The organism is Citrobacter sp. Ce119, from assembly GCF_030334525.1.
In the GTDB taxonomy this organism is placed as follows: domain Bacteria; phylum Pseudomonadota; class Gammaproteobacteria; order Enterobacterales; family Enterobacteriaceae; genus Citrobacter; species Citrobacter europaeus.
The window spans coordinates 133,355-152,674 of sequence record NZ_JAOWDR010000057.1; the positions used below are offsets into that span (position 1 = coordinate 133,355).

A 19,320-nucleotide genomic window follows, 5' to 3' on the forward strand; every position below is an offset into this window, starting at 1 on the left:
TACGGACGACACAATGAAACAACACGAATCGGCGGATAATTCTCAAGGCCAACTCTTTATTGTACCTACTCCTATAGGAAATTTGGCTGATATTACCCAACGAGCGCTCGAAGTTTTACAAGCCGTTGATTTGATTGCCGCTGAAGATACTCGTCATACAGGACTATTGTTACAACACTTCGCGATTAACGCGCGATTGTTCGCCCTGCATGACCACAACGAGCAGCAAAAGGCCGAAACGCTGGTGGCAAAGCTCAAAGAAGGGCAAAACATTGCTCTGGTTTCCGATGCCGGAACGCCGCTGATTAACGATCCTGGCTACCATCTGGTGCGTACCTGTCGCGAAGCGGGGATCCGCGTTGTTCCCCTACCAGGCCCTTGCGCGGCGATTGCTGCCCTGAGCGCTGCTGGTCTGCCTTCAGACCGCTTTTGCTATGAAGGTTTTCTGCCTGCCAAGTCGAAAGGGCGTCGTGATGCGATGAAAGCCATTGAGGCCGAACCACGTACGCTCATTTTTTATGAATCCACCCACCGTTTGCTGGATAGCCTGGAGGACATGGTTGCCGTCTGGGGCGAATCCCGCTACGTGGTGTTGGCGCGTGAGTTGACCAAAACCTGGGAAACTATTCACGGCGCACCGGTTGGCGAACTGCTGGCGTGGGTCAAGGAAGATGAAAACCGTCGTAAAGGCGAAATGGTGCTGATCGTCGAAGGGCATAAAGCGCAAGAAGACGACCTTCCTGCCGATGCGCTCCGTACATTGGCCTTATTGCAGGCAGAACTGCCGCTTAAAAAGGCCGCCGCGCTGGCCGCTGAAATCCATGGCGTGAAGAAGAATGCATTGTACAAGCACGCGCTGGAACAGCAGGGGGAGTAAGAGGGCCTGTATTAATTGTCGGCTTGTCGGAAGAAATGTCGGAAGAAATGTCGGAAGAAATCGCTGAAAGCGTTGCAGCTAAAAGGCAAACTGCAACGCGTTGGCGCGACAAAAGGGGGGATGTGGCAAGTGTTGTAAATTCTATTTATCAGGATATTGTGAGCCGTCAATGAGGCAACTCACATTGCGGTGTAACCATAAAAATGAAGCAGGAATAGTCGTAGTAACGGTGGCGGCCAGGTAATTTTCTACCGCGTCGTGCTTCCCTTCACCTGCTATCAGCAGCAAGATCTCTTTTGCATTCAGGATGTCCTTCAAACCCAGCGTAATACCGTGAGTTACGCGATTAGCCGCCGTTTTTAACATGTCGTGATGGCGCGTTTCTTCGTCAAGGACGCTGATATGGCAAAACGGTTCCAGGGACTCTGCCGGTTCATTCAACCCCAAATGACCATTTTTTCCGATTCCGAGCAGACATAAATCGAGGCCGCCCCGGCTGGCAATAATCTCTGTGACGCGTTCGCATTCCTGCTCGTTAACATTTTCAGATTGAAAACCGACCAACTGTTCTGCTCGTAAACCCAATGGTTGAACGATGTGTTGTTGCAGGAAAGATTCACACGTTGCAGGTGAGTTCAACGGAATACCGACCCACTCGTCCAGTTTCACGAAAACCACCTGCTCATGATCGATCTTACGTTGGTTAATTTTCTCGACAAAGTAGCGATAGGTGAGAAGCGGCGTGCCTCCTGTTGCCAGACAGATGGTTGCATCAGGTTTGTTCTGTATCAGCGTAATTAACAGTTCGCTGGCGCGATCGCTTAATACGTCATAATTGTCGCAGTACTGGGTATATTGCATTTTTCGAGTCCTTTTGAAGGAGGATGTTGCAGGCCGCTTCATCCTCTTTTCGTTTAAAGAATGCCAAGTGCTGACGAGATAATAGACAGTACAAACGTCACTGCGATTAACAGTACTGGATGTGCTTTTTTCACTCTTAACAGGTAGTACATCAGCAACGTGTAGCCCATCGGTAAAATATTCGGGAATACTTTATCGAAGAAATCCTGCTGTAATGCCACGCTGTGGGTGCTATCGATCGCAAAAGAAGTTACAACGCTAATGTGCACATAGGATGCGATTAGTCCGCCAATAACAGTGATCCCGAGGATCGTTGCTGAGCGGGCTATCATCTGCGAATTTTCACGTACTTTATCGATGGCCTTTATTCCTACTGAATAACCGACATGCGTCCAGCCGACGCGCAGGAAAAAGATCATCAAATAAACGGCGAAAAACAAAATGGGACCCAGTATGTTTCCCTGGCTGGCGAAAGAGGAACAGATCCCCGCCATAATAGGCAGTAAGGTGAACCAGAAAATGGCATCGCCGATCCCGGCGATAGGTCCAAAAAGCGCCACTTTCAAGCCTTTAATGGTATCTCGGTTTTCTCCCTTTTCTTCCATTGAGATTAACAATCCCATCAGAAAACCGACCAGGTTAGGGTGGGTATTGATAAATTCTAAATGATCTTTCATCGCCGCGCTGAGACCGGCTTTATCACCCTTATAGATTTTTTTCAGTACCGGGAGCATAGCCCAGGTAAAACCACCTGCCTGCATCCTTTCATAGTTAAAGCTGGCCTGAAGAAGTGACGAGCGAAAGCCAAGGCGAGTAATGTCTTTTTTACTGATTTCAGATCCCATTGCTATAGTCCTCTTCTTCATTGTTTTTATTAGTGACAGGCTGAGGTTGAGCCTGCTGTTTGGCTTTCGCATTGAAAAACTCATATACGGCGAAGCCTGCGCCCAATACCGCGACGGGCAGAAGGTTATTAACCTGGATGTAGCAAACGAAGAGGAAGCCAGCTATCAGATAAGGTATGTACTGTGCTTTGAACATCACACGGAGCAACAAACCAAAACCGACTGCGGGCAAAATGCCTCCGGCCACTTCAAATCCATGTGTTAACCAGGCGGGCATGGCTTTTACCAGAGACTGCATAGCGCCCTGGGCCAGATATGTACATAAGAAGGCGATGATGGCGTATGAAGAAGCAACAATCAGCGTTGTCAGCCAATTCAGACGCGAAAATGCGCTTGTGTTTGCTTCTTTTGCACAGTTATCAGCTTTTGCCATGAACAGAGAGAATGCTGAGTAAAAGAATAATATTACGTATTGCATTAGAAGGCTGAAGGGCAAACCAAGGCCGATGGCCGTTTTGGCATCCACGCCAGTAGACCATGCGATAACCGTGGTCATTAAACCGGCCATGATTGGATTGGGTGGCTGTACACCTCCTGCGGGGGTCAGGCCAGCAAAAGCCAATTCGGTCAAACCACCCGTTATCAGGCCAATATGAATATCACCCAGAATCGCGCCAGTTAAAGTACATACAATAATCGGCCTGAATAAAAATAAGGCTTCCAGCCAAAAATCAATTCCTAAAAAGAAGACTAATGCAGCCAGGGATATACCCTGAATAAGGGTTATTTCATGCATATAGATCACCTCAAGTAAATAAATCCTTTTATTATGAAAAAGTTGTATGGTCTTTTAATCAGGAATCTGTTCTTTTTGATCTCCAGGGACATCCTGAATAAAAATGTTAACGCCCTGTTTTTTTATAAACTGAAGGTCATCAAGATCTTGCCCGTTAACGTAAACTTTGCTGCTGATCTGTTTTTTTCCTTCAGAAAAATGCATATTGCCCACGTTGACGTCGTCAAGTTTTATGCCGCCTTCAAGCAATCGTCTTACCGTTTGCGGAGTCCGACAAATAAGAAAAATTTTCTGATGTGGCGCGGCTTTACCGATGACGTTTATGGTTTTTTCTATGGAAAAAAAACGGATGCCAAAATCGTAAGTTTCAGCAGTGATGCCCATTAATTTCTGCTGGATCTCATCTTGAGCAACGTCATCATCAACAACGACCAACAGGTTAGCGCCAATCGTAGATGTCCATGTGACGCCAACCTGTCCATGTACTAATCGATTATCAATGCGGGTTAATAGAATATTTGGACTAGTCATATTTAAATCCTCGCCATAAAAAGATTGAATAACATAGATTATTGAAATATATTATTATTGCAGTATCAAATATATGAATTCATTCAATGTGATATTAAAGTATAATTATCCTCTACTATTCTAACGATGAGCGCTACCTGACATCATGCAGATAGCACTCGCGAAGAAATATAATGATAATCACGATAATTCGCAGGTAGCCATCAATTTGTTTGCAGAACCACATACATTGATTTTGCTACGCACCACCTCTTTCATCGCATCCATACCGACCCGCATGTAATAACGAGGATCATTACCTTGTGGATTTTCCGCAAACCACGCTTTGACCGCATCGGCAAAGGCAATTTTCAGTTCGGTAGCAACGTTAACTTTGCACACGCCAAGCTCGATCGTGCGACGAACGTATTCGTCAGGGACATCGCTTGCACCATGTAGTACCAGCGGAATATCCACCACTTCACGAATTTCACCCAGTCGCTGGAAATCGATTTTGGGCGTTTTGGTATACAACCCGTGTGCAGTGCCGATGGCAACGGCAAGGCTGTCTACGCCGGTACGCTCAACAAACTGTTTGGCTTCTTGTGGATCGGTAAGGAAGGCGCTTTCCGCATCCACGCTCATATCATCTTCTACGCCACCGAGGCGGCCCAGCTCAGCTTCCACGCTGCAATCTTTGGCATGGCAAAAATCCACAACGGATTTCACCAGTTTCACGTTTTCTTCAAACGGAAAGTGGCTGCCGTCAATCATTGCGCTGCGTACACCAGCATTTACTTTACGGCGGATATCGTCCAGCGACTCATGGTGATCGAGGTGCAGCGCCAGCGGTATACCGTAGCTGATGGAATAAGCGCTGCACAGCGCATAGATCTCTTCCAGTGCGATATGTTTAAAGGTACCCGGTGTTCCGGCAAGGATAACCGGCGATTGCATTTCATAGCACACTTCAAGGATCGCCTGGATAGTCTCAGCGTTATGAATGTTGAAGGCGGGTACGGCGTAGCCTTTTTTTTGTGCATCCAGCAGGAGATATTTAGTAGAAATAATGCTCATAAAACGATCCTTTTAGGCGTTCCAGGGATGAATAACAACGCCCTGTACAACGCGGTTAACAGTGCCGCTGGCAGAAGGTGTGTCTGGTGTATTGCCGATATTGATGGATTGCGTCAAAGCAAAAACCTGGGCATAGATCAGGAAGCAGAACGCCAATTCCATATCGATGAAAGAGCGTGCTGGCGGCAGCAAAATATGTGGACCAGCTTCAATCACCTCATGGGTTTGTGCAGAAATCGCGACAACCCGCAGCGCCTGCCGATCGCGGCGTAACTCTGCTAACAGATCGAGATCATATTGGCGTGTATAGGGGTGGCTGGAAACAAAGACCACTACCAGCGTTTCGTTATCAACCAACGATTTTGGACCGTGACGAAAACCGGTCGGAGAGTCATAGAATGCAGTAAGTTTGCCCGCTGTCAGCTCCAGGACTTTCAGTGCAGATTCTCGTGCCGCCCCCTGTAATCCACCGCTACCGAGATAGACGATCCGTTTCCAGGGCTCATTGCCAAATACACCGTCGCTGAAATTGCCCAGGGAAGTCAGGATCGTTTGGCACCGATCGGCCACGTCGCGGAAGGTCTGACTGTTGAATTTCTCTGGGGCGAATACTGCCAGGCAACTGGCCATCATGGTGGTAATGCTGCTGGTCATGGCAAAACCGCGGTCATGCGTTTCTGCGGGCATTAACAGAGCAAAGGCGTTGTCGCTTGCGACTGCGTTTTGATACAGGCTACCTGCTTCGTTGCAGGTGATCGGCAGGTGATAACACTCAGGCACAAACTGATTAGCCAGTTCCACTGCCGCAACGCTTTCTGGGCTGTTACCTGAGCGAGCGAAAGAAACTAGTAACAGCGGATGTGCGGGACTCAGGTAATCCATCGGATTGGTGACCAGGTCTGTGGTCGGCACAGCACTGATATTTTTTCCGGTATAGCTTGCCAGCCACGGAGCGATGATGTCGCCAATGAACGCTGAGGTCCCGGCCCCGGTCAGTACGATCCGCAGATCGTTTTTGCGCAACAATGGCGCAAGAAAGCTATCAATGGTGGATCGAATATTGTCGATATTGGTGAGAGAACGGATCCAACTGGCAGGTTGTTGACGGATCTCTTCTTCGGTCCAGGTGCCTGTTACCGCAGTAACAGGGGTATAGGTTTCTGGCATAACTTAAGTCCTTAGTCTCGTAAACTCCACTTAAGACACTGGCGATTTATCGCCATCTTTCGTTTCGTTTCATTTGTTCATCATGTCGATTGATTAAAATCTATAGGAAAGAAATCGAAAGAGCAATGATTCGAAATGAAATAAAACGAAATTTGTGATCGTGAGAACGAAAGGTGCGATTATCTTATTGATCTATAAGGATGAGATTTGTTGAAAGGTGGCCAGGCATTTACTCAAGCGAAAGGAAAAGAAAGGCCTTGCGATCGAAGACCGCAGGCCAATAGAAGATATAATGAAAGGTCAAAGGGGGAGAGCCTGACCCTGAATCCAAATCTGTTGTAAATGCAGCCCGCTATTTAGCGCGATCGCGTCGGCACGTTTGCCCACCGCTAACGACCCCAGTAGGCGATCGATGCCCAATAGACGTGCGGGGTGGAGAGAGGCCATATGAATTGCTTCTTCTGCCGTTACCCCGGTCAACTCGACCATATTACGTACTGCTGTATCAACCGAGAGCGTGCTGCCAGCCAGTCCACCGGACGCGGTACGCACAATTCCGCTGCGCATTTCCACTTCCTCGCCGCAGAGCGTATAGCGCCCGCCTGGCATTCCTGCAGCCTGCATGGCATCGGTGATCAGCACCAGTCTGTCTTTCGCGCAGCAGCAGCACAGTTTCATGGCCGCCGGGTGGACGTGGTGTCCGTCAGCAATAAGCTCCAGCCAGGCACGAGGGTCGGTTAACCCTGCGCCAACCATTCCGGGCTCCCGGTGATGTAAGCCAGTCATGCCGTTATAGCAGTGAACCAATCCGTCAGCACCGGCGTCAAAGGCCGCGCGGGTTTGTTCCCAGGTGGCTGCGCTGTGGCCCAGCATTACCCGTACGTTGCGCCCCTTCAGATGTTCGATAGCCTGCAATGCACCGGTTTTTTCTGGCGCCAGCGCAACGACGCGCAATGTTTGCTGGGAAATCGTAATCAGTTCATCCAGTTCACTGAGTTCCAGTTCCCTGAAAAGCTCAGACGGATGCGCACCTTTGTTCTGTGGCGTAAAGTACGGGCCTTCAAGATAACTGCCCAGCACCTGTGCGCCAGGCCCACCAGAATGGTAGCGACGGGCGATACGTTCCAGCGCTTTGTGAATATCCGGTAGTGGAGCGGTGACGGTGGTGGGTAGCCAGTTGGCTACCCCTTCACGCGCTTTGTGCATCGCCAGTTTGTCGAGCGTATCTGGTGACTCATCCATCACATCGACGCCCGCACCACCGTGCACGTGGGTATCAATGTAAGCCGGACAAAGCAGTTCAGCGTCGCGTTCCATAACGCCGGAAGGAATTGGCTCTATGGCAGCAATGATACCGTCTTCAATGTGTAATTGATGATCGTCCAGCCAGCCCTGTTCGGTCAGTAGACGTCTGGCACGCAGTTGCTGTGTCATATCCCTTCCTCAACGGGTTTTTCCTCGCGACAGCGTCCCAGTTCATCCACCAGGCTGGTTAAACCCCGGTGTCCGCACTCCAGCGCCTGTAAACGAAACGCTTCGCTGCTCAGGCCGTCGCGCTCCAGCACCATCTCCAGTAGCAGTTGTAGATTGGTACCGGTGATAACTTCAGTGCCTTGCCTTTGCATGGCCAGCGTGGAAGCGACGCGAAATGGCGTCCCGCCCAACAGATCTGTCAGAAACACGATGTCTTGCTGAGCATCCAGTTCACTCACCGCCTGTTCAAGTTGCGAGGTGAGTAAGGTAGTGGTTGAGGTTTCAGGAAAGTCGATGGCGATGAACTGAGTTTGCTCACCCAAAATCTGTTTCATCGCTTTTTCCATTCCGCTGGCAAACCCGCCATGACCCGTCAAAATAATACCTAACATCTACAACCCCTTATGTTTACAGGAAGTGACAGAACTTACCTACGACGCCGAGCACCACGGTAATGGCGATAAGGCGCAGAGGACTCCAGCCACGACGGACCAGCCAGAACATAGTCAACGTGTAGACCAGCGGCAAAAATGCAGGCATCAGCTTGTCTATCACGTCTGTTTGCAGTTTCACAACCGCATCGCCAGCAGTAATTTCCAGCGTAGTGTTCAGACGAACATAGGTTGCTACCAGCGCGCCGATCACCGTCATCCCAACGATGGATGCTGCATGCCCAACCTTTTTGGTGTTAGCTTTAATTAGCGGAATGGCAGCAACGCCCATTCGATAAGCATAGTGTGCCAACCCAAAGCGCAGTCCAAGATGAACCACGTTAAACATAACAATAAAGACAACTGCGCCAAGGATAGAGCCTTGCAACGCCAGACTGGCCCCGATACCGCCGCAAATAGGCAATAAAGTTAACCAGAACATGGCATCACCGATACCGCCAAGTGGCGCACCTACAGCAATCTTGGTGCTTTGAATACTGTTCACATCCTGCTTGGAGCGTTCCATCGCCAGGATAATCCCGATAACAAACGTGACCAGGAACGGGTGCGTGTTGAAGAAGCCCATGTGGCCTTTCATCGAACGCGCCAGATCGCGTTTGTTGGTATGGATCTTTTTCAGTGCAGGTAACAGGCCATACAACCATCCTGATGCCTGCATACGTTCGTAGTTAAAAGAGGCTTGTAATAACATTGAACGCCAGGCAACACGGTTGATATCTTTTTTCGTCAGCTCGGCACCGATATTCTGGTCTTCGTAGACGTTTTCATTGGTGCCGGACAGCAGTGTTTCTTCGGTTTCGGAAACGTTCGGCAGAGCCGTTTGATTAGATGCCATCTTCGAATTCCTCTTTTTGTGCTGCAGGAGCTGTAGGTTCAGGTGATTTACGCAGAAAGTCGATCAGCGCCATTGCCAGTGCTGCTGCGGCAATCGCCAGCACGGGGAGTTTGAGCCAGGCTGCGGCAACAAAACCCAGGATGAAGTAGGGGATATAGACGTTTTTCATCATGATTTTCAGCAGTACGGCGAAGCCGATAGCTGGCATGATGCCGCCTGCCACCCCGAGGCCGTCAATCAGACGCGTCGGCAGAACATCTATAGCGGTTTTGGCATGTTCTGCACCAAAGTAAATCGGCAGGAACGCGCATAAAAAATAGAAGGTCCCCAGTGCCAGCAACGCCAGATAGTTGACCCGCTCAATCCCTGCAGTATCGGCATTCGCGGCCATGCGATCGCACCGAGCCATCACCCCTGACATCACTGAGAACAGGAAGGTAATTCCCATCTGTACCGCTACGGCGAACGGTACCGCCACACCCACGGCAACTTCGGGTTTCACTCCGGTTGTTATGGCAAACGTGGTTCCTACGATAGTACCGATAATCACGTTTGGCGGTTGAGCTCCAGCCAGCGGGGCCAGACCCATCCACACCAGTTCCAGCGTACCACCTGTTAAAATACCGGTATGCAGGTCGCCCAGAATCAGACCGACTAGCGGCCCGAGAACAACCGGGCGGTGCATGTGCGTTAACCCGTTGAACATATCCAGCCCTGCAATAAAGGCGAGAATACCCAACGCAAAAGCCTGCAACAGACTGATTTCCATTGTGAATCCCTCAGAGAAGTTTATAGAGGTCCTGGGCGGGTTCTGTTGGAACGCCCTGAACGAAGCATTCCACCCCAGCGGCTTTAAGTCCGTTGAACGCCGTAATATCGGCAGCGTCTACAGAAACCGTTTTGGCGATTTGTTGCTTGCCGTTGGCGTAGTGCATATTGCCAACGTTGATGCGGTTAACAGGAACACCGCCTTCGACCAGACGAAAGAAATCCGCTGGCGATTTGCAGACCAGCAGAATTTTCTGGCGATCGGCGGCACGGTGAATATTGTCGATCACTTTTTGTAGTGACCAGAAGCGTACCGCGATCCCTTCTGCCAGTACCATTTCCATCAGGTTTTGCTGCACTGGATCTTCTGCTACCTCATCATTAGCGACCAGCACCAGGTTTGCCCCCGCAAACCCAACCCATTGCACACCAACCTGACCGTGAATCAGACGTTCATCAATGCGACTTAATACAATGTTTGGCATGGTATTTTTCTCTTTTTTGTTATGCGTTACGATCTGGAGCACCCAGGCAGGCGCAGTGATATTGCTGCAGTATGTCCTGAATATGGTTAATGATGAGTTCTCGCGGCGTGGCGCTGAGATCTCCCTCGCGTACTTTTACGTATTGCAAAGGTAAATACTGGCTTATCAGCGGCAGTGGAATGGGATCATCCGCCAGGTTACGCACCAGGCGTTCGAATGCCTCATCAATCTGGCTGTCCGGCCAGTAGTAACGAACCCGATCGGAGTAGCTATATCCGCGGGCCAGACGGCGTGCGTTGCCATCGCCGTGATAGTGGCTCTGCCAGTACTCTGGTCGATCAAGCATCACGCTTTCCAGCACGTGTCGCAGGCCTGAGCAGGCTTTTGCAGGCAGCAATTCTTCTTCAATGGCAGCTAACGAAAACAGCGCTTCGCGCAGGGCGAAGGTCAGCGCAGGCCCCACTTTCAGAATAGCGAAGTGGTCTATCACCAGTTGGCGCAAGGACTGTGGCGTTTGGTAATCGGTAGAATGCGCTTCAAAAACCAGCGTGTCGTAGTCTTCCACCATTTTGCTGAGCGCCACGGCTTTCTGTGGTTGATAATCAATGATGTGTGTGTGGTCGAATTCAACGCCAGGTTGCACCACCAGGGCAATAATACGTGGCCAGATACCTTCCAACCCGCGCTTTTCAAAGGCGTGATAGTGGGCCTGTAATGTTGCGCGTGCAGCATCCGGCGTTGTTACCGCCAACTCGGTTAACGTTTCGTGGGCGCCGCCAGGAACCGGAACCTCTGTGCCAATCACATAGACCAGGTCAGACTCACCAAAATGTGCCATACAGGTTTCTTCGGCAATTTTTGCCAGGCGCGCAGCACGCTCGGCGACGATGTCATCCGTCAGTGGAACCGGGTCGTTAGCACAAGACATGCTGCAATCGAGGTGGATTTTTTTAAAGCCTGCGATGACATAGCTTTTAATCAAATCGTCAGCGTTGGCCATTGCCTCTTCTGCTGGCAAATTTTGCCAACGGTTTGGCCCAAGATGGTCTCCGCCGAGAATCAGCATATCCTGAGAAAAATTAAGCGAGTCGGCTAAATGGCAGACAAAACCGCGAAAATCGGCTGGTGTCATACCCGTATAGCCGCCAAACTGATCAACCTGGTTAGAGGTTGCTTCGATCAACAGCGGTGTATGATTGGCATGGGCGTAGCGTATTGCGGCTTCCAGTACGACTGGATGCGCAGAACAAACGGCATAAATTCCGTTTGCTTTCCCCCGTTTATGCTGCTCGACCATTTTAGTTAGATGTTTCACTTTCCTCTCCAGGTCAGATAACTTCGACATCAATCTTTCGTTTTGTTTCATTTAATACTGCATGATGGTGGTATAAAAATAAAACGAAAGATAATGGATTTCCGATCTGTTTCACAAAAGAAACACAATGAAAGGTTTCAGCATAAGTCCATCCGGCTCCTCCCTGCTTGCGGGGCTTGCATTCGTACAAAAGAAAGGCGTTAATAGACAAAACGAAATAAAACGAAAGATTCAACTAAAGGATTTCTTATGAGTAACACCGAGTCTTCTGCAGACAAGCGCGTTATCGGTACCAGCGAAAGACGTGAGCAGATCATCCAGCGGTTACGGCAGCAGGGAAGCGTTCAGGTTAACGATCTTTCCTTATTTTTTGGCGTCTCCACGGTCACTATTCGAAATGACCTCGCTTTTCTGGAAAAGCAGGGAATTGCGGTACGCGCCTATGGTGGAGCGCTGATTTGCGAAGGTAATGCGCCGGTTGCGGAGCCTTCTGTTGAAGATAAGAGTTCGCTCAATACGGCGGTCAAACGCAGTATTGCCAGAGCTGCCGCGGAGTTGATTCAACCGGGACACCGCGTGATCCTTGACTCCGGCACCACCACCTATGAAATTGCCCGCCTGATGCGCCAGCATTCCAATGTTATTGCTATGACCAACGGTATGAATGTCGCCAATGCGTTACTGGAAGCCGAAGGAGTTGAGCTGTTGATGACTGGTGGCCATTTGCGTCGTCAGTCGCAATCGTTTTATGGCGATCAGGCTGAGCAATCGCTACAAAATTATCACTTCGACATGCTGTTTCTTGGCGTTGATGCAATCGATTTAGAACGTGGTGTGAGCACTCATAATGAAGATGAAGCGCGCCTCAACCGCCGGATGTGTGAAGTGGCTGAGCGCATAATCGTTGTTACCGACTCGACGAAATTTAACCGCTCGAGCCTGCATAAGATCATTGATACTCAGCGGATTGATATGATTATTGTCGATGAAGGTATTCCAGAGGAGAGTCTGGAAGGATTACGTAAGCATGGGATTGAGGTGGTTCTGGTGAGTATCTGATAAAAAAGGCCGGGAAGTTTGCGAACTTCCCCGACCTGTAATCGAATTTAACTTTCAGGAATCAAGTCACTGGCGCTGGGTTAAACACCGCCAGTTGGTTGTGCAGCCCCCACTGATCTGAGAAGGTTTTCTTACGTCCGCTGGCGACGTCGAGAATAAACTCGAACAGTTTCAGACCCACGTCTTCAATGGTTTCTTCTCCGGTGGCGATGGTGCCTGCGTTGATGTCCATCAGGTCAAACCAACGGTTGGCCAGCTCAGTACGCGTCGCCATTTTTATCACCGGCACGGCCATCAGGCCGTACGGCGTACCGCGACCGGTGGTGAACACCTGTACGGTGATTCCGGAAGCGACCTGCTGCGTACCGCATACAAAATCACTGGCGGGGGTTGCGGCGTAAATCAGACCACGTTTGGTTGGACGCTGACCCGGCGACAATACTTCGACAATGGCGCTCTTGCCGGACTTGGCAATAGAGCCCAGCGCTTTTTCCACCACATTTGCCAGACCGCCTTTCTTATTGCCCGGAGAAGGGTTGGCGCTGCGATCCGTTTTGCCCATATCCAGGTAGTTATCGTACCAGGCCATCTCTTCGAGCAGGCGTTTACCTACTTCTTCGTTAATCGCCCTTGGGGTCAGAAGGTGGATGGCATCGCGCACTTCGGTAACTTCAGAGAACATCACAGTCGCGCCGCAGCGTACTAACAGGTCGGAGGCATAACCCACCGCCGGGTTGGCCGTCACGCCAGAAAACGCATCGCTGCCGCCGCACTGCATGCCGACCACCAGTTCTGATGCCGGGCAGGTTTCACGCTGTCGCTGATTGAGCTTTGTCAGATGGCGTTCGGCCACCTGCAAAATATCGGCAACCATTGATTGAAAGCCAATGTGCTTTTCATCCTGCAGGCTGACGACGCTGGCGCTGTCGACCGGAATACTTTTCACATCGTGCGTACCTTCGAGCAGGCGCTCTGGCTGTAGTTTTTCGCAACCGAGGCCGATGACCATCACTTCACCGCCAAAATTCGGGTTAAGCGCAATATTGTGAATGGTGCGAATCGGCACAATGGCGGCTGGGGCATTGATCGCCACGCCGCAGCCGTACAAGTGATTGAGCCCCACCACGCCGTCAACGTTCGGGTATTTGGGCAACAGATCGCGCTCAATGATTTTCACCACATAATCCACCACACCCGCCACGCAGTGCACACTGGTCGAGATGCCGAGCAGATTCTTGGTGCCTACGCTACCGTCCGCATTGCGGTAACCTTCGAAGGTATAGCCCTCCAGAGGCGGCAGCGGCTCTGGCACTTTAGTTGCCAGCGGCAGCGTCTCCAGCGGTGGAGCTTTGGGCAGTTCAACCATTGATTCATCAATCCAGCTGCCGCGTGGGATATCGCGAACGGCATAGCCTATCACTTCGCCATAACGCACGATTTCGCCGTGAACAGGAATATCCAGTAGCGCCACTTTATGGCCCTGGGGAATATGTTCAATGAGTTCCAGTCCGTCCGGAAAACGCGTCCCGGCTTTCAGACCATTGTCATTGACAATTATCGCCACATTATCTGTTTCGTGAACTTTAATATAAAACGCCGTTGGCGATTCTTGTCTGATTTCGATGTCGGCCATTGTCCAGTATTCTCCAACAAGGTGGTGATAATAGTGTGAATATTTATATTTTGAATCTAATTGTAAGTAATAAAGATTCGATATCGTGAAATAAGAATGTCAGGAGTTTAATGCCAAGAATGTGACGATGATCACTTAAACTCAGCAAGGCTGGGCTACCAGGGGCAGCAATACGTAAATGTGTGCATTAGCGCCCATGCATGTGGGCATATGCCCAAAACATTAATTCAATAACGCGTTATAAATGAGCGCTTGCACAATGATTAACGTTACGCTGCTGATTATACTGAATCACGGTTTTATAGCGTCTGATAAATTATTATGCGTTCTAATTATCAGTAATTTATCACCAGGAATATCTACTCAATAATAATAAAAATTTAATGTACCCGAGGTAATTAGAATGATTCTGGATACAGTTGTCGAGAAAAAGAAAGGTACGCACACCCGTTATTTAATATTGCTGATAATATTTATCGTTACCGCCGTTAACTATGCGGACCGTGCGACGCTATCTATTGCCGGCACGGAAGTAGCGAAAGAGTTGCAGCTCAGCGCCATCTCTATGGGTTACATTTTCTCCGCCTTCGGCTGGGCTTACCTGTTGATGCAAATCCCCGGTGGCTGGCTGTTGGATAAATTCGGCTCGAAGAAAGTCTACACATACAGTCTGTTCTTCTGGTCACTGTTCACCTTCCTGCAAGGCTTTGTGGACATGTTCCCGCTGGCCTGGGCGGGTATTTCAATGTTCATCATGCGCTTTATGCTGGGCTTCTCGGAAGCGCCGTCCTTTCCGGCGAATGCTCGTATCGTGGCGGCCTGGTTCCCGACGAAAGAGCGCGGTACGGCATCCGCAATTTTTAATTCCGCGCAGTATTTTTCCCTGGCGCTGTTTTCTCCGCTGCTCGGCTGGCTGACTTTCGCCTGGGGCTGGGAGCACGTGTTTACCGTAATGGGCGTGATTGGTTTTGTGCTCACCGGGCTGTGGGTAAAGTTTATTCATAACCCAACCGATCATCCGCGTATGTCGCAAGAAGAACTGAAGTTTATCTCGGAAAACGGCGCGGTCGTGGATATGGACCACAAAAAGCCGGGCGATGTGAAGTCAGGTGGTCCTAAACTGCATTATATCAAGCAGTTGCTCACTAACCGTATGATGCTTGGCGTGTTCTTCGGCCAGTATTTTATCAACACAATTACCTGGTTTTTCCTCACCTGGTTCCCTATTTACCTGGTACAGGAAAAAGGCATGTCGATCCTCAAAGTAGGCCTGGTAGCTTCGATTCCGGCGCTGTGCGGATTCGCCGGTGGTGTGCTTGGCGGCGTGTTCTCTGATTATCTGATTAAACGTGGCTTCAGTATCACACTGGCGCGTAAGCTGCCGATTGTGCTCGGCATGCTGCTCGCGTCGACCATTATTCTGTGTAACTACACCGATAACACCACCCTGGTGGTCGCACTGATGGCGCTGGCGTTCTTCGGCAAAGGCTTCGGGGCGCTGGGATGGCCGGTGATTTCCGATACCGCGCCGAAAGAGATTGTCGGTCTGTGCGGTGGGGTATTTAACGTATTTGGTAACGTGGCTTCCATCGTCACTCCGCTGGTGATTGGGTATCTGGTGAGCGAGCTGCACTCATTTAATGCTGCGCTGATGTTTGTAGGGTGTTCGGCGCTGATGGCAATGGTTTGCTACCTGTTTATTGTCGGTGACATTAAACGTATGGAATTGCAGAAATAAACAAAGGTATAGGCGATGAATAACACGATTTTCCCGAATAAGTTTAAAGCGGCCCTCGCGGCGCAACAGATTCAGATTGGCTGCTGGTCTGCATTAGCCAGCCCAATCAGCACTGAAGTTTTAGGCCTGGCGGGGTTTGACTGGCTGGTGCTGGACGGCGAACACGCGCCGAACGATATCTCGACGTTTATCCCGCAATTGATGGCGCTGAAAGGCAGCGCCAGCGCACCGGTAGTGCGCGTACCGACCAACGAGCCGGTAATCATCAAGCGCCTGCTGGATATCGGGTTTTACAACTTCCTGATCCCGTTCGTTGAGACGGAAGAAGAGGCGGTAAACGCCGTGGCATCGACCCGCTATCCGCCGGAAGGTATTCGCGGCGTGTCCGTATCCCATCGCGCCAATATGTTTGGCACCGTACCGGACTACTTTGCGCAATCGAATAAGAACATCACGATCATCGTGCAGATCGAAAGTCAGCAGGGCGTTGATAACGTTGACGCAATCGCGGCGACAGAAGGCGTCGACGGTGTCTTCGTCGGCCCAAGCGATCTGGCTGCGGCGCTAGGCCACCTTGGCAATGCGTCACATCCTGATGTGCAGAAAGCTATCCAGCACATTTTTGCCCGCGCGAAAGCACATGGCAAACCAAGCGGCATTCTGGCCCCGGTAGAGGCGGATGCACGTCGTTATCTGGAGTGGGGCGCGACGTTTGTTGCCGTTGGTAGTGACCTTGGCGTGTTCCGTTCAGCCACGCAGAAACTGGCTGATTCTTTTAAGAAATAACCACCATCGACAGTAGAGAGAGATAAAGACATGACAATGAAAGTTGGTTTTATTGGCCTCGGTATCATGGGTAAACCAATGAGTAAAAACCTCCTCAAGGCAGGTTACTCGCTGGTGGTTGCTGACCGTAACCCGGAATCCATTGCACAAGTGATTGCCGCAGGCGCTGAAACTGCCGCCACGGCGAAAGAAATTGCCGAGCAGTGCGACGTGATCATCACCATGCTGCCGAACTCTCCGCATGTGAAAGAAGTGGCGCTGGGTGAAGGCGGCATTATTGAAGGGGCGAAGCCGGGCACAGTGCTTATCGACATGAGCTCCATCGCGCCGTTAGCCAGCCGTGAAATTAGCGATGCGCTGAAAGCAAAAGGCGTGGATATGCTGGATGCGCCGGTCAGCGGCGGCGAGCCAAAAGCGATTGACGGCACGTTGTCGGTGATGGTTGGCGGTGATAAAGCGATCTTCGACAAGTACTACGATCTGCTGAAAGCGATGGCAGGCTCCGTGGTGCATACCGGTGAAATTGGCGCGGGTAACGTCACCAAGCTGGCGAATCAGGTCATTGTGGCGCTGAACATTGCCGCGATGTCTGAAGCGCTGACGCTGGCGACCAAAGCGGGTGTGAACCCGGATCTGGTGTATCAGGCGATCCGTGGCGGGCTGGCGGGAAGCACCGTGCTCGACGCGAAAGCACCGATGGTGATGGACCGCAACTTTAAACCAGGCTTCCGTATTGACCTGCATATCAAAGATCTGGCGAATGCGCTGGATACCTCTCATGGCGTTGGCGCCCAGTTGCCGCTGACTGCTGCAGTTATGGAGATGATGCAGGCGCTCCGCGCAGATGGATTGGGGACAGCCGATCACAGCGCGCTCGCATGCTACTACGAAAAACTGGCGAAAGTGGAAGTCACTCGCTAACAAGAAGGGCGCGGATGCGCGCCCTGTATTTCTTGCCTTGCGCGGCACAGTCAGGCTACATAACTATGAAAATCGTAATTGCCCCAGACTCTTATAAAGAAAGCCTTTCTGCCACCGAGGTAGCTCAGGCGATAGAAAAAGGATTTCGGGAAATTTTCCCCGATGCGCAATATGTTTCTGTTCCGGTTGCCGATGGCGGTGAAGGAACGGTCGAAGCCATGATTGCCGCGACGCAAGGGAGTGAACATTCAGCATGGGTGACGGGGCCGCTGGGCGAAAAAGTGAATGCCTGCTGGGGCATGTCCGGGGACGGTAAAACCGCGTTTATCGAAATGGCGGCAGCCAGTGGTCTGGCGTTGGTTCCTCCTGAAAAGCGCAACCCTTTAGTCACTACGTCGCGTGGCACCGGGGAGTTGATTTTGCAGGCGTTGGATAGCGGTGCGCAGAGCATCATTATAGGCATTGGCGGCAGTGCGACTAACGACGGTGGCGCGGGTATGGTGCAGGCGCTGGGGGCGAAACTTTGCGATGCCAACGGGACAGAGATTGGCTACGGTGGCGGAAGCCTGATGAGTCTGAATACCATCGATATCTCGGGTCTGGATCCGCGCTTAAAAACCTGTTCCATTCGCGTGGCCTGCGATGTGACTAATCCACTCATTGGCGATTCTGGCGCTTCGCGCATTTTTGGACCGCAGAAAGGGGCGACGGAAGAACGCATTCTCGAACTGGACCGTAATCTGTCTCACTATGCTGACATTATTAAAAAGTCTCTGCGAGTTGATGTGAAAGACGTGCCCGGCTCCGGTGCGGCTGGCGGAATGGGCGCAGCGTTAATGGCTTTTTTAGGCGCGGAGCTGCGCAGCGGTATCGAGATTGTGACCCAGGCGCTCAATCTGGAAGAGCATATTCACGACTGTACGCTGGTGGTGACCGGCGAAGGGCGGATTGACAGCCAGAGCATTCACGGCAAAGTACCGGTGGGCGTGGCGAACGTCGCGAAGAAGTACCACAAGCCAGTCATTGGTATTGGCGGCAGCCTGACGCGCGATGTAGAGGTGGTGCATCAATATGGTATCGATGCGGTGTTTAGCGTATTGACCAGCATCGGCACGCTGGAAGAGGCCTTCCGTGGGGCATTTGATAATATTTATCGCGCTTCAAGAAACATCGCCGCCACGTTGGCGATAGGAATACGCAGTGCGGGGTGACATTGCTCCGCAAACCCTCTATACTGCGCGCCGAAGCTGACCAGACAGTCGCCGCTTCGTCGTCGTCCTCTTCGGGGGAGACGGGCGGAGGGGAGGAAAGTCCGGGCTCCATAGGGCAGGGTGCCAGGTAACGCCTGGGGGGGAAACCCACGACCAGTGCAACAGAGAGCAAACCGCCGATGGCCTACGTAAGTGGGATCAGGTAAGGGTGAAAGGGTGCGGTAAGAGCGCACCGCGCGGCTGGTAACAGTCCGTGGCACGGTAAACTCCACCCGGAGCAAGGCCAAATAGGGGTTCACAAGGTACGGCCCGTACTGAACCCGGGTAGGCTGCTTGAGCCAGTGAGCGATTGCTGGCCTAGATGAATGACTGTCCACGACAGAACCCGGCTTATCGGTCAGCTTCACTCTTTATAAAACCCCGCTTCGGCGGGGTTTTTGCTTTCTGGGCAGGTTGGATGAATGACTGTCCACGACGCTATGCTCAAAAGAACGCGGCTTATCGATCAGCT

19 protein-coding genes and 1 other RNA gene are annotated in these 19,320 nt (G+C 51.1%); 7 read left to right on the forward strand and 13 right to left on the reverse strand.

The window, feature by feature from the left end:
* The first annotated feature begins 13 nt into the window (after window positions 1-13).
* Window positions 14-877, forward strand: coding sequence for a 16S rRNA (cytidine(1402)-2'-O)-methyltransferase (rsmI, locus tag OGV80_RS16300; RefSeq protein WP_003024942.1), 864 nt, complete (start codon window positions 14-16; stop codon window positions 875-877).
* Window positions 878-1,018: 141 nt separating this feature from the next.
* Here rsmI and OGV80_RS16305 read toward each other — a convergent pair whose 3' ends face one another.
* From OGV80_RS16305 to kbaZ, 12 genes are all read right to left on the reverse strand, one after another.
* A complete protein-coding gene (locus tag OGV80_RS16305; RefSeq protein WP_043017765.1) occupies window positions 1,019-1,738 on the reverse strand; it encodes a galactosamine-6-phosphate isomerase in 720 nt (239 codons plus the stop codon).
* 53 nt (window positions 1,739-1,791) lie between these two features.
* Complete coding sequence (gene agaD, locus OGV80_RS16310; protein WP_286515313.1) at window positions 1,792-2,583, reverse strand: PTS galactosamine transporter subunit IID; 792 nt, start codon at window positions 2,581-2,583, stop codon at window positions 1,792-1,794.
* Window positions 2,573-3,379, reverse strand: a complete 807-nt coding sequence (gene agaC, locus OGV80_RS16315; RefSeq protein WP_043017763.1) for a PTS galactosamine transporter subunit IIC — start codon at window positions 3,377-3,379, stop codon at window positions 2,573-2,575. The genes agaD and agaC overlap by 11 nt, the downstream gene beginning before the upstream one ends.
* 54 nt (window positions 3,380-3,433) lie before the next feature.
* Window positions 3,434-3,910 carry a PTS galactosamine transporter subunit IIB gene (gene agaB, locus OGV80_RS16320; RefSeq protein WP_043017762.1) on the reverse strand — a complete coding sequence of 159 codons (477 nt, stop codon included), beginning with the start codon at window positions 3,908-3,910 and terminating at the stop codon, window positions 3,434-3,436.
* 180 nt (window positions 3,911-4,090) lie between these two features.
* Window positions 4,091-4,966: a tagatose-bisphosphate aldolase subunit KbaY gene (gene kbaY, locus OGV80_RS16325; protein ID WP_043017761.1), complete on the reverse strand. Its 876-nt coding sequence runs from the start codon at window positions 4,964-4,966 to the stop codon at window positions 4,091-4,093.
* A gap of 12 nt (window positions 4,967-4,978) precedes the next feature.
* Window positions 4,979-6,133 carry an AgaS family sugar isomerase gene (locus OGV80_RS16330; RefSeq protein ID WP_286515318.1) on the reverse strand — a complete coding sequence of 385 codons (1,155 nt, stop codon included), beginning with the start codon at window positions 6,131-6,133 and terminating at the stop codon, window positions 4,979-4,981.
* A gap of 300 nt (window positions 6,134-6,433) precedes the next feature.
* Window positions 6,434-7,567: an N-acetylglucosamine-6-phosphate deacetylase gene (gene nagA, locus OGV80_RS16335; protein WP_286515319.1), complete on the reverse strand. Its 1,134-nt coding sequence runs from the start codon at window positions 7,565-7,567 to the stop codon at window positions 6,434-6,436.
* On the reverse strand, window positions 7,564-7,998 hold the full coding sequence (gene agaF, locus OGV80_RS16340; RefSeq protein WP_181231034.1) for a PTS galactosamine/N-acetylgalactosamine transporter subunit IIA: 435 nt from the start codon (window positions 7,996-7,998) through the stop codon (window positions 7,564-7,566). Before agaF ends, nagA begins: the two co-directional genes overlap by 4 nt.
* Window positions 7,999-8,014: 16 nt before the next feature.
* Complete coding sequence (gene agaE / locus OGV80_RS16345) at window positions 8,015-8,893, reverse strand: PTS N-acetylgalactosamine transporter subunit IID (protein ID WP_043017758.1); 879 nt, start codon at window positions 8,891-8,893, stop codon at window positions 8,015-8,017.
* Window positions 8,883-9,662 carry a PTS N-acetylgalactosamine transporter subunit IIC gene (agaW, locus tag OGV80_RS16350; protein ID WP_003839998.1) on the reverse strand — a complete coding sequence of 260 codons (780 nt, stop codon included), beginning with the start codon at window positions 9,660-9,662 and terminating at the stop codon, window positions 8,883-8,885. The genes agaE and agaW overlap by 11 nt, the downstream gene beginning before the upstream one ends.
* A gap of 10 nt (window positions 9,663-9,672) precedes the next feature.
* A complete protein-coding gene (gene agaV, locus OGV80_RS16355) occupies window positions 9,673-10,146 on the reverse strand; it encodes a PTS N-acetylgalactosamine transporter subunit IIB (RefSeq protein ID WP_003024925.1) in 474 nt (157 codons plus the stop codon).
* A gap of 19 nt (window positions 10,147-10,165) precedes the next feature.
* On the reverse strand, window positions 10,166-11,491 hold the full coding sequence (gene kbaZ, locus OGV80_RS16360) for a tagatose-bisphosphate aldolase subunit KbaZ (protein ID WP_072033374.1): 1,326 nt from the start codon (window positions 11,489-11,491) through the stop codon (window positions 10,166-10,168).
* Window positions 11,492-11,710: 219 nt separating this feature from the next.
* Here kbaZ and OGV80_RS16365 point away from each other — a divergent pair, with 219 nt between their 5' ends.
* On the forward strand, window positions 11,711-12,520 hold the full coding sequence (locus OGV80_RS16365; protein ID WP_043017756.1) for a DeoR family transcriptional regulator: 810 nt from the start codon (window positions 11,711-11,713) through the stop codon (window positions 12,518-12,520).
* 61 nt (window positions 12,521-12,581) lie between these two features.
* Here OGV80_RS16365 and garD read toward each other — a convergent pair whose 3' ends face one another.
* Window positions 12,582-14,153, reverse strand: coding sequence for a galactarate dehydratase (gene garD / locus OGV80_RS16370; protein ID WP_047408409.1), 1,572 nt, complete (start codon window positions 14,151-14,153; stop codon window positions 12,582-12,584).
* 403 nt (window positions 14,154-14,556) lie between these two features.
* Between garD and garP the strand changes: the two genes are divergently transcribed.
* The 5 genes from garP to rnpB all read left to right on the forward strand — a co-directional run bounded on the left by garP (window position 14,557) and on the right by rnpB (window position 19,218).
* Window positions 14,557-15,891 (forward strand): galactarate/glucarate/glycerate transporter GarP, encoded by a 1,335-nt coding sequence (gene garP, locus OGV80_RS16375; protein WP_003024898.1) that lies wholly within the window; start codon window positions 14,557-14,559, stop codon window positions 15,889-15,891.
* Between the two features lie 15 nt (window positions 15,892-15,906).
* Entirely contained in the window at window positions 15,907-16,677 is a 771-nt protein-coding gene (garL, locus tag OGV80_RS16380) for a 2-dehydro-3-deoxyglucarate aldolase (RefSeq protein WP_005131731.1), read from the forward strand.
* Between the two features lie 30 nt (window positions 16,678-16,707).
* Window positions 16,708-17,598: a 2-hydroxy-3-oxopropionate reductase gene (gene garR, locus OGV80_RS16385; RefSeq protein ID WP_043017754.1), complete on the forward strand. Its 891-nt coding sequence runs from the start codon at window positions 16,708-16,710 to the stop codon at window positions 17,596-17,598.
* A 65-nt stretch (window positions 17,599-17,663) separates the two neighbouring features.
* Complete coding sequence (gene garK / locus OGV80_RS16390) at window positions 17,664-18,809, forward strand: glycerate 2-kinase (RefSeq protein ID WP_043018011.1); 1,146 nt, start codon at window positions 17,664-17,666, stop codon at window positions 18,807-18,809.
* Window positions 18,810-18,841: 32 nt separating this feature from the next.
* Window positions 18,842-19,218, forward strand: an RNA gene (gene rnpB / locus OGV80_RS16395) — RNase P RNA component class A.
* Window positions 19,219-19,320 lie beyond the last annotated feature (102 nt).